The 10,385-nt window shown below is 55.4% G+C and carries 13 protein-coding genes; all 13 read left to right on the forward strand.

Annotated elements, in window-relative coordinates:
• Positions 1–27 precede the first annotated feature (27 nt).
• The 13 genes from rpmE (at position 28) to argR (ending at position 10,158) form a co-directional block, all read left to right on the forward strand.
• Positions 28–231: a 50S ribosomal protein L31 gene (gene rpmE / locus HMPREF1508_RS04175; RefSeq protein WP_006905975.1), complete on the forward strand. Its 204-nt coding sequence runs from the start codon at positions 28–30 to the stop codon at positions 229–231.
• 118 nt (positions 232–349) lie between these two features.
• Positions 350–463 (forward strand): DUF1385 domain-containing protein, encoded by a 114-nt coding sequence (locus HMPREF1508_RS10795; RefSeq protein WP_278244579.1) that lies wholly within the window; start codon positions 350–352, stop codon positions 461–463.
• A 147-nt stretch (positions 464–610) separates the two neighbouring features.
• Positions 611–1,504 (forward strand): peptide chain release factor N(5)-glutamine methyltransferase, encoded by an 894-nt coding sequence (gene prmC, locus HMPREF1508_RS04180; protein WP_044959696.1) that lies wholly within the window; start codon positions 611–613, stop codon positions 1,502–1,504.
• A complete protein-coding gene (gene prfA, locus HMPREF1508_RS04185; RefSeq protein WP_006905971.1) occupies positions 1,497–2,570 on the forward strand; it encodes a peptide chain release factor 1 in 1,074 nt (357 codons plus the stop codon). Before prmC ends, prfA begins: the two co-directional genes overlap by 8 nt.
• A gap of 67 nt (positions 2,571–2,637) precedes the next feature.
• Positions 2,638–2,991 (forward strand): Asp23/Gls24 family envelope stress response protein, encoded by a 354-nt coding sequence (locus HMPREF1508_RS04190; RefSeq protein WP_044959699.1) that lies wholly within the window; start codon positions 2,638–2,640, stop codon positions 2,989–2,991.
• 139 nt (positions 2,992–3,130) lie between these two features.
• Positions 3,131–3,589: a transcription antitermination factor NusB gene (gene nusB / locus HMPREF1508_RS04195; protein WP_049906884.1), complete on the forward strand. Its 459-nt coding sequence runs from the start codon at positions 3,131–3,133 to the stop codon at positions 3,587–3,589.
• On the forward strand, positions 3,586–4,878 hold the full coding sequence (gene xseA, locus HMPREF1508_RS04200; RefSeq protein WP_044959702.1) for an exodeoxyribonuclease VII large subunit: 1,293 nt from the start codon (positions 3,586–3,588) through the stop codon (positions 4,876–4,878). Before nusB ends, xseA begins: the two co-directional genes overlap by 4 nt.
• A gap of 18 nt (positions 4,879–4,896) precedes the next feature.
• Complete coding sequence (xseB, locus tag HMPREF1508_RS04205) at positions 4,897–5,133, forward strand: exodeoxyribonuclease VII small subunit (RefSeq protein WP_044959705.1); 237 nt, start codon at positions 4,897–4,899, stop codon at positions 5,131–5,133.
• A gap of 20 nt (positions 5,134–5,153) precedes the next feature.
• Positions 5,154–6,047, forward strand: a complete 894-nt coding sequence (locus HMPREF1508_RS04210) for a polyprenyl synthetase family protein (protein WP_044959730.1) — start codon at positions 5,154–5,156, stop codon at positions 6,045–6,047.
• A gap of 37 nt (positions 6,048–6,084) precedes the next feature.
• Complete coding sequence (gene dxs / locus HMPREF1508_RS04215) at positions 6,085–7,965, forward strand: 1-deoxy-D-xylulose-5-phosphate synthase (RefSeq protein WP_044959708.1); 1,881 nt, start codon at positions 6,085–6,087, stop codon at positions 7,963–7,965.
• 3 nt (positions 7,966–7,968) lie between these two features.
• Positions 7,969–8,778: a TlyA family RNA methyltransferase gene (locus HMPREF1508_RS04220; RefSeq protein ID WP_044959711.1), complete on the forward strand. Its 810-nt coding sequence runs from the start codon at positions 7,969–7,971 to the stop codon at positions 8,776–8,778.
• A gap of 27 nt (positions 8,779–8,805) precedes the next feature.
• Positions 8,806–9,654 carry an NAD(+)/NADH kinase gene (locus HMPREF1508_RS04225; RefSeq protein ID WP_044959714.1) on the forward strand — a complete coding sequence of 283 codons (849 nt, stop codon included), beginning with the start codon at positions 8,806–8,808 and terminating at the stop codon, positions 9,652–9,654.
• Between the two features lie 18 nt (positions 9,655–9,672).
• Positions 9,673–10,158, forward strand: a complete 486-nt coding sequence (argR, locus tag HMPREF1508_RS04230; protein ID WP_006905961.1) for an arginine repressor — start codon at positions 9,673–9,675, stop codon at positions 10,156–10,158.
• The last annotated feature ends 227 nt before the right edge of the window (positions 10,159–10,385 follow it).

Below are 10,385 nucleotides of genomic sequence, written 5' to 3' on the forward strand. Positions count from 1 at the left end.
TCGTATCAATGATAAAGAGGTATCAGTATGAGACAGGGTATTCATCCGGATTATTATCAGGCAACAGTGACATGCAACTGCGGCAACAGCTTCGTCACCGGTTCGACCAAGGAGAACATTCACGTCGAGATCTGCTCCAAGTGCCATCCCTTCTACACCGGTCAGCAGAAGGCTGCCAAGGCCCGCGGACGCATCGACCGCTTCAACAAGAAGTACGGCATCAGCGAGTAATTCGATATCAGATCGCAAGAGAGGCTGTGACAATAGAAAGACGACCACTTATCGCGGCCGATCTTTTCTATGGGTCACAGTCTTTTTCTGTATTTCACCAGTAGAATTCGAATGCGTAATCTGCGCGTGTTTATCGGCAGGCGCGGAGCACAAGTGCGTTAACTGTATTGAAAAGGGCTGGGAACAGAATCTTTCCAATGTTCAAAGGGCCTCCCGCCGTCACAGGCGGTGAAGCCGGGGATTGTACGGGAGTATTCTGACATATGACAGAGGAGTGTTCACGGAGAATGCATTCTCTTGTTTCACCTGGACAACCACCCTTTGCGGGGTACAGAGTAAAATGACCGCGAAGCAGATAAAGATGTAAAGGAGCATGCCAATGACCTATCGGGAGGCCCTGGCCTGGGGGCAGGAACAATTGCGGATGGTCAAAGTCCCTGACTTCGCGTTGGACGCGGGCTATCTCCTGGAATTTACAAGTGGAAGAAAACATATCGATCTTGTTCTCGATGGGAGAGAGCAGATGACAGAGGCCCTGTTTGCGAAGTACCGTGACTGTGTCAGACGGAGGGCGCAGCGAATTCCCCTCCAGCAGATCACAGGAAGCCAGGCCTTTATGGGCCTTGACTTCATGGTCAATGAGCATGTCCTCTGCCCCCGGCAGGACACGGAGACTCTGGTGGAGGAGGGACTTACGATTCTTGCCTCGCTTCAATCGGGCAGCGCCAAAAATAGACAGGCAAACGCGGACAGAGAAATCCGTCTGCTTGATCTCTGTACCGGAAGCGGCTGCATCCTGATTTCCATTCTCGCGCTCGCCCGGGGACAGGAAACCCCGATACATGGACTGGCCGCTGATCTCTCGCCCGAGGCTCTGGCTGTCGCGAGAGAGAACGCCAAAAGAAATGGGGTATCCGCTGCATTTGTCCTCTCAGACCTCTTTGCGGAGATTGAGGGAAGCTTTGACCTGATTACGGCCAATCCCCCCTATATTCCCTCCGGGCAGCTGGAGGATCTGATGCCGGAGGTGAGAGATCACGAGCCCCGTATGGCTTTGGACGGGGATGAAGACGGACTCGCCTTCTACCGGCGAATCGCGGGTCAGGCTCCGGATTACCTGAGAGAAGGAGGCTGGCTCTTGATGGAAATCGCGTTCGATCAGGGACAGGCTGTCCGGCAGATGCTGTCCGACGGCCCCTTTGAGGAAATCGAGATCATACAGGACCTTTCAGGGAGGGATCGGGTTCTGAAAGGAAGGATGATACATGTTTGACAAGCTAGAAGATCTGGTTGCCCGCTACGAGGAAATTATGCGCCAGATCGCGGAGCCGGATATCGCCTCGGACGGAGCGAAATTTACGGAGCTGATGAAAGAACAGAGCGAGCTGGCCCCGATCGTGGAGACCTTTCGCGCCTATCAAAAGCAGAAACAGTCGATAGAGGATTCTCTGGAGCTGCTTGACGCGGAATCCGATGAGGAGATGCGCCAACTGGCCAAGGAAGAACTGGCCGAGGCCAGAGCTTCGGCGGAGGAACTGGAAAATCAGCTCAAGGTCCTCCTTCTTCCCAAGGACAGCAATGATGACAGAAACGTGATCATTGAGATTCGCGGCGGCGCCGGAGGAGATGAGGCGGCCCTCTTCGCGGCGGAGGTCTACCGCATGTACCGCCATTACGCTGAGTCCAGAGGATGGGCATGCGAGGTGATGGAGCTTGAGGAGACCGGAATCGGGGGCATGAAGAAGATCAATTTCATGGTTAGGGGAAGGGGAGCCTATTCCACCCTTAAGTACGAGTCCGGCGTGCACCGGGTACAGAGGGTCCCCGCTACAGAATCCGGCGGCCGCATCCACACATCGACAGTTACCGTGGCTGTTATGCCCGAGGCGCAGGAGGTCGACGTGGTCATCGATCCGGCGGACATCCGCATCGACGTGATGCGGGCTTCCGGAAACGGCGGCCAGTGCGTCAATACAACGGATTCCGCCGTACGGCTGACCCACTATCCCACGGGAATTGTCATTTACAGTCAGACGGAGAAGTCCCAGCTGCAGAACAAGAACAAGGCCTTTGCCCTGCTGCGGGCCAAGCTCTATACTATGGAAATGCTGCGTCAGCAGGAGGAGGCCTCTGCCCGCCGCCTCGCGCAGATTGGAAGCGGAGACCGCTCGGAGAAAATTCGAACCTATAATTTTCCCCAGGGTCGGGTGACGGACCACCGAATCAATCTGACTCTGTACAAGCTGGACAAGATTTTGAACGGAGATCTTCAGGAGCTTTTAGATGCCCTGATGGCCGCGGATCAGGCCGCCAAGCTTGCGCAGCAGGAGAGGGATTGATATAATATTTTTGTTAATTTGATCGTGTTTTTACCGCTTTTTGTCTTTTGAGTGCAGGAGGCTTTGCATGGCTGAGAATCATTTCGCAATCAATGAGGGCGTCAACGTGGCCAATGATGTCTTTTCCATTATCGCCGGCCTGGCCGCCTGCGAGGTGGACGGTGTCGTCTCTCTGGGCGGGAATCTGGATGCCGGCTCTATTTCCAAGACGACCTCGTCCAAGCTGTCCAAGTCCGTCCGCCTGGTCAGGGCGGATGACAATACGCTTCGGGTGGCGATTATTATCAACCTGGAATTCGGCTATGAGATTCCCAAGGTCTGTGCCCAGGTACAGGACCGGATCAAGACGACGGTCGAGAATATGACCGGACTCAAGGTCTCTGAGGTCAATGTGCGCGTCGAGGGCGTGCGCTTGTCTTGAGCGGGATAGGGACAGACAATCTATCTGTTGTATCATTCAGGTGTCTGTACAGCAGGCACCTTTTTCTTTGTTGTAGAGGGATTGCCCCGCGGCTTTTCTCTCAGAGGAGGGATAAGCCGCGCGGCAACAGAGTCAGAAGATGGAGAAGAAGACCATGATAAGGCGTCAGATTCGTGAAACCGCATTTCGCATTCTCTTTGTCCTTAATTTCTGTCCGGCAGATCAGATGCAGGATCAGCTGAATTTCTACTTCACCGATCATACCGAGCTTGAAATAGACGATTTGACCGAGGAGGAGGATCAGAAGGCCGTCATCCGGCTGGACCAGGCGTCCTGGCCGGAGATCACAGCAAAATGCCTGGGCGCGGCCGGACACTTGCCGGAGATTGACCGGATCATCGAGGAGTCCTCTGAGGGCTGGAAGCTGAGCCGCCTGACCAAGGTGGACCTGACTCTGCTTCGGCTGGCGGTCTATGAAATGAAGTTTGAAAATCTGCCCTCCGGCATCGCCATCAACGAGGCGGTCGAGCTGGCAAAGCGCTATGGAACGGATAAATCCCCCGCTTTCGTCAACGGGGTTCTGGCAAAAATCTCATGAGCGGTCAAACCTATACTGTCGAACAAGTTAATCACTATATCGCGGGCCTCTTTCAGGAGGATTTCCTCCTGCGCCGGATCCGTGTCAAGGGTGAGGTGTCCAATCTGATCTATCACAAGTCGGGACATATTTATTTCAGTCTCAAGGACAGTTCCGGTGTCTTAGGCGCGGCTATGTGGAGGAGTCAGCGATCCTCCGGTCTGACCTTTGCCATGCGGGAGGGAGATCAGGTCGTCGTCAGCGGGACGGTTCAGGTCTATGAGAAGGGGGGCTCCTATAAGCTGATCGCCTCTCAGATTGAAAAGGAGGGACTGGGAGATCTCTATGTGCGCTTCGAGGCCCTCAAGAAGCAGCTGTCTGAGATGGGGATGTTCGACGCCTCCTATAAGAAGCAAATCCCCAGATACGCGACTAAAATCGGTATCGTGACCGCTCCCACGGGGGCAGCCATCCGCGATATTATTCAGGTCTCCAAGAGAAGGTATCCGGGCATTGAAATCGTCCTCTACCCTGCCCTGGTACAGGGAGAGAAGGCGGTTGCCTCCATTGTCCGGGGGATTCAGACCCTGGACGCCATGGGGATGGATCTTCTGATTGTCGGCCGCGGCGGAGGCTCTATGGAAGACCTCTGGGCCTTTAACGAGGAGTCTGTGGCCAGGGCGATTTTTGACTGCAGGACCCCGCTGATCTCCGCTGTCGGACATGAGACAGACACCACGATCGCCGATTTTGTGGCGGATTTGAGAGCGCCGACGCCGTCGGCCGCGGCGGAACTGGCTGTTTTTGACTACGCGAGCCTGCAAAAAGACCTGCGCTCGAAAAGAGAGCGTATAGCATCCGCCATGCAGTACCGGCTCAATACATTCAGAAATCGTCTGGCCGACATCGAGCACCGGTTGGAAACGGCTTCTCCGCAGGAGATGATCCGAAATTTAAGAGGGCGTCTGGATGGAGCCAGACATCGACTGGACCAGGCCCATCCCAGCAGGCGAATTTCTCTGACGAGGGAGGAGGTTCTGCGGGCAAGGCAGCGTCTTTGCCAGGATATGGATCGAAGACTGGAGCAGAAGAAGCAGCTCTTAGCGGTCGCAGCGGAACGGCTGGACGGATTGTCGCCGGTCAGAAAGCTGGCCTCCGGCTTCTCCTATGTGCAGGATAAGGCGGGAAGACGGGTCGAAGACGCAGGGAAGCTTAAAGTGGGTGATTTTATCCATATCTATCTGCACAGAGGGCAGCTGGACGCAGAGGTGTCCGGAATTTCTCTGAAAAAGGATGGTTTCAAGGGCTGATATGCCCGGGGAGGAAGAATGACAGAAGAAAAAAAGACATGGGAGGACCTGTCGATTGAGGAGTCATTTGACTATCTGGATCAGATCCTGGCCAGACTGGAGAATAAGGACAGCAGTCTGGAGGATTCTTTTGCGGCCTATCAGGAGGGAACCCTGGTTATCAAGGCGATTAACGACAAGATTGACGCCGTTGACCGGAAGGTACAGATTCTGGACGCTCAGGGGCAGACCAGTGATCTGACCCTGTCAAAATGACGCAGAAAGCGGTGCGAGATATGGATGTTCGTAGGGAACTGGAAGAGCGGACTCTGGAGGCGGAGGGGATCATCCGACGCTTTTTGCCCCGGGAAGAGGGCTATCAGAAGACAATCATGGAGGCGATGTCCTACGCCCTTATGAGCCCGGGCAAGCGACTGCGTCCCATTCTCATGAGAGAATGCGCCGCCTGCTTTGATCAGACAAGCCCCCAGGCGCTGCCCTTCTTTATGGCGGCGATTGAGATGATACACGCCTATTCCCTGGTCCATGACGATCTGCCGGCTATGGACAATGATCTCTTGCGCCGGGGGAAGCCAACAACGCACGCCCGCTTTGGAGAGGCCATGGGAGTTCTGGCGGGCGACGCCCTGCTCAATTACGCCTTTGAGACGGCGCTTCAGTCTCTTGAGACGGACGGGACAAATCCGGCTGTTCACAAGTCTCTGATTCTTCTGGCCAGAAAGGCGGGGATTTACGGAATGATTGGCGGCCAGGTCGTTGACGTGGAGGCGGAGCACATCCAGGGGATGGACAAGCACCGGCTGGATTTCATTCATGAGCTGAAGACCGGGGCGCTGATCGAGGCCGCCATGTGTATTGGGGCTCTTTTGGGCGGCGCAGATGAGAGTCAGCTGCTGACCGTGGAGCAGGCGGCTGCCAAGATCGGGCTGGCCTTTCAGATTGAAGATGACATTTTGGACATCACCGGAGATGAGAAGACCATCGGCAAGCCTGTGGGAAGCGATGAGCGAAACCACAAGGTCACCTATGTGACCTTCGCCGGTCTGGAGGGGGCCCTCAGGGACGCGGAGAGCCTGACAGGAGAGGCTCTTGAGAATCTTGCCTCTCTCCCCAGGAGAAATGACTTTCTCATGGAGCTGGTCGCTTATCTGGCCAGGCGCAACAGGTAGCGAGATGTGATCGCCGGATCGAAGGCAGAGGGATACTATGGTTCTTGATCGAATACAGGGCCCGAACGACGTGCATAAACTGGACGCGTTCGAGAGGGAAAAACTGGCGCGGGAGATTCGCTCCTTCCTGATTGAGAAGTTATCTGTGACGGGAGGACATTTGGCCTCGAATCTGGGCGTGGTGGAATTGACGATCGCCCTGCACTCGATCTGTGATTTGCCGAGAGATCAGATTGTCTGGGACGTAGGGCATCAGTCCTACACGCATAAGATCCTGACCGGACGCAAGGGAGATTTTGACAGACTGCGCGCCATGGGAGGACTGGCCGGATTTCCAAAGCGGGAGGAGAGCGACTGCGATATCTTCGGGACAGGCCATTCTTCAACCTCTATTTCTGCCGGTCTGGGACTGGCTGTGGCCAGAGAGTTAAAGGGGGAGGACTATAAGATTTTCTCTGTGATCGGCGATGGGGCCATGACAGGGGGCATGGTCTACGAGGCCCTGAACAACGCGGCCGAATTCAAGAAGAACTTTGTCATCATTTTAAATGACAATAACATGTCCATTTCCCGCAATGTGGGCGGCCTGTCCATGAACCTGGCCAGGATGAGGACCTCGGAAAACTACAAGAATTTCAAGTCCGGCATGCAGAGCTCTCTGGAAAAGATCCCGATCTACGGCAATCGGATTGTAGACCGGATGCGCAAGACCAAGGAGGGAATCAAGCAGCTGGTTATTCCCGGGATGATGTTCGAGCAGATGGGGATTATGTATCTGGGACCGATCGATGGAAATGATATCGAGGGGATGCGGCAGATTTTCCTGGAGGCCACCAAAATCGAGGGGCCTGTGATTGTCCATGTGCTTACGACCAAGGGAAGGGGCTTCGCCCCGGCGGAGCGTCACCCGGCCAAGTTCCACGGGACAGCGCCCTATGACATGGCGACGGGTCTGCCTCTGAAGAATCCGGCGACGACCTACACGGACGTCTTCTCCACAGTGATGCGCAAGATGGGGGGGCGAAACGATCGTCTTCTGGCGCTGACAGCGGCGATGGAGACGGGGACCGGGCTTGTTCGCTTTCATAACCGTTATCCCGACCGATTTTTCGATGTGGGGATTGCGGAGCAGCACGCGGTGACCTTCGCGGCGGGACTTGCCAGCCAGGGGCTGATTCCGGTTTTCGCCGTCTATTCCTCTTTCCTGCAGAGGGCTTTTGACCAGATTCTGCACGATGTCGCCATTCAGAAGCTGCATGTGATTTTCGCGATTGACAGGGCCGGTCTGGTCGGACCGGACGGAGAGACGCATCAGGGGATCTTTGACCTCTCCTATCTCTCTTTGATCCCCAACATGGTGATTCTGGCGCCCAAGAATAAGTGGGAGCTTTCGGATATGCTCAAATGGGCTATTGACACAGAGGGGCCGGTGGCGATTCGCTATCCCAGGGGGGCGGCTTTCGACGGACTGAGGGAGTTTCGGGAACCGATTCAAAGGGGCCGGGCGGAGGAAATTTATCCCCTGCGCGGCAGAGGGACAAAGATGATCCTTCTGGCCCCGATCGGGTCTATGGTGGAGCGCGCGCTCTGCTTAAGAGAATTGCTCCTTCAGGCGGGGTATGATGTCGCCCTGGTCAATATGCGCTTTGCAAAGCCGGTTGATGAAGCGATCCTGGCCGACTACGCCAACCGGGTCGATCTGGTTGTTCCAATGGAGGAGAATGTCCTGGCAGGCGGTTTCGGGGAGCATATTGAGACCTGTCTGAAGAAAATCGGCTACAGGGGGAAGACCTTTTTGGTCGGCTTCGCGGATCACTTCATCCCGCACGGGTCAGTGGAGGCCCTGATGGAGGAGGAGGGGCTGACAGCCGAAAAGATCTCTCAGAAAATTATTTCCCTGTTATCGAGTGAGGAGTGAGCCTTGAAGGAAAGACTGGATGTTCTTATGGTAAAACGCGGACTGGCTCCCTCACGCGAGAAGGCCAGGACGATGATTATGGAGGGCAATGTCTTTGTCAACCAGGAGAGGGAAGACAAGGCGGGAACCCAGGTGAAGACGGATGCGGATATTGAGATTCACGGCAAAGTCCTGGCCTATGTCAGCAGAGGCGGCCTGAAGCTGGAGCGGGCCATGGCAAGTTTTCCCATTTCTCTTAGGGGAAAGGTCTGCATGGATATCGGGGCTTCTACCGGCGGCTTTACCGATTGCATGCTGCAAAATGGAGCCGACAAGGTCTTTGCGGTCGACGTCGGCTATGGACAGCTGGCCTGGAAGCTCCGCCAGGATGAGCGGGTCGTCTGTATGGAGAAGACGAATATCCGCTATGTGACGGCAGAGGAGATCGGTCAGCCTTTGGATTTCGCCTCCTGCGACGTCTCCTTTATCTCGCTGAGCAAGGTCCTGCCAGCCGTCAATCCGCTCTTGGCCGAGGGAGGAGAGATGGTCTGCCTGATCAAGCCGCAGTTTGAGGCCGGAAGAGATAAGGTGGGCAAAAGGGGCGTTGTCCGGGATCCCGGGGTTCACAGGGAGGTGATCGAATCGGTCATCTCTTATGCGGGGGAGAATGCCTTTGCTGTGCTTGGACTGGATTACTCGCCCATCAAGGGGCCGGAGGGGAATATCGAGTACCTGATTTACCTGAAAAAGTCCGCGGATTCTTTCGCGGAGGAGCTGCCGCCTGTGGATCCCGAGACCGTCGTGAAGCAGGCGCATGAAGAGCTGGACAGGTGAGTAGATAGAGACCGGAGGATTTTATCCATGAAGAACTTCTTACTTGTCACAAGAAATATGGAGGTCAGCCGGGACTGGATTGACAGGTTAAAGGCGGTGATTGCGTCCAGGGGAGGGAGTCTGATCTGTCTGGAGAATCCCCAGGATTCCACGAACCCGGGAACTATCCCGGTTCCGGAGAATACGGACGGGATCCTGACTCTGGGCGGAGACGGAACCATGATCCGGGCGGCGCAGAATACCCTGGGCAGCGGGGTCCCTCTAATCGGAATCAACGGGGGACACCTGGGCTATCTCTGCGATCTGGATCCCGACGGTGTTGACGAGGCCATCGACCTGCTCATGGAGGACAGGTATGAGATCGAGAGCCGTATGCTTCTGGCGGGCATGGTATATGACGCGCAGAAAAAGCCGGACCAGGAATCCGTCGCGCTAAACGACGTCGTGATCGTCTCAAGGCGGCCTATGGAAATCCTGTGCCTGACGGTCTATGTCAACGGGCAGCCCCTCTATACCTACCACTGCGACGGTATGATATTCGCGACGCCGACCGGGTCTACGGCCTATAATCTGTCGGCCAAGGGACCGATTGTCGATCCCAAGACCAGGTTGATTCTTTTGACCCCCATCAATCCCCACACCTTAAATTCCAGGTCTATTGTCTTAGATCCCAATGATATCATCTCAGTAAAACTGACGGCCAGAAGAGAGGGCGACGAGCCGGTCGCGGAGGTCTCCTTCGACGGCAATCACAGAAGACAGCTGGTTCCCGGGGAAGAGCTTGTGGTCTACCGGTCCAGGGAGGAAATCAAGATGATGAAGCTCTCTAAGATGAACTTCTTAGAGCGTATCCGCAACAAAATGCAGTCCAATTAGACAGACGAGGAGTGAGCAGTGAAGCAGGACAGACAGGCAAAAATTCTGGATCTGATTGTAACCAGAGAGATCGGGACCCAGGAGGAGTTGACCAGAGAGTTGAAAAGGGCCGGATATCAGGTGACGCAGGCCACCGTCAGCCGGGATATCCGTGAGATGCAGCTGACCAAGGTGGCCAGGGCGGACGGACGCCTCGTCTACGTCTCCTATCAGAGCAGTCCGCAGGATCTGAGCGAGAAGTATGTGAGAATCTTTCGGGACGGCTTTTTGAGTATGGATAATGCCATGAACATCCTGGTCATCCGCACGGTCTCCGGGATGGCCATGGCCGTGGCGGCCGCCCTGGACAACATGCAGCTGGGTGAGATTGTGGGAAGCATCGCGGGAGATGATACCGTCATGTGCGCTGTCCGCAGTATTGACGATACAGCGGCCCTGATGACCAGGCTTCGGCATGTTTTAGAGGAGACTGGTCCGGCAGCCAGGAGAGACCGGGAGGCCTAACGGGAGAGACTGGAAGGCTTAACGGGAGAGACCGGGAGCTTTAACAGGCCCGGTTTTGCTTCCGCCGATTTGCATCAGATTTGTAGCAATCGATGTGCTGTGAGCGAGCTTTCTATTGTGGGGATGAAAAGGAAAGCAAAGATGACGCGGACGAGGAAGGCAGCCGCGATGATACGGATGAAAAAGGAAAGCAAAGATGACGCGGACGAGAAGAGAGTAGAAAGGAT

It is taken from the genome of Shuttleworthella sp. MSX8B, from assembly GCF_000524295.1.
In the GTDB taxonomy this organism is placed as follows: Bacteria; Bacillota; Clostridia; order Lachnospirales; family Lachnospiraceae; genus Shuttleworthia; species Shuttleworthia satelles.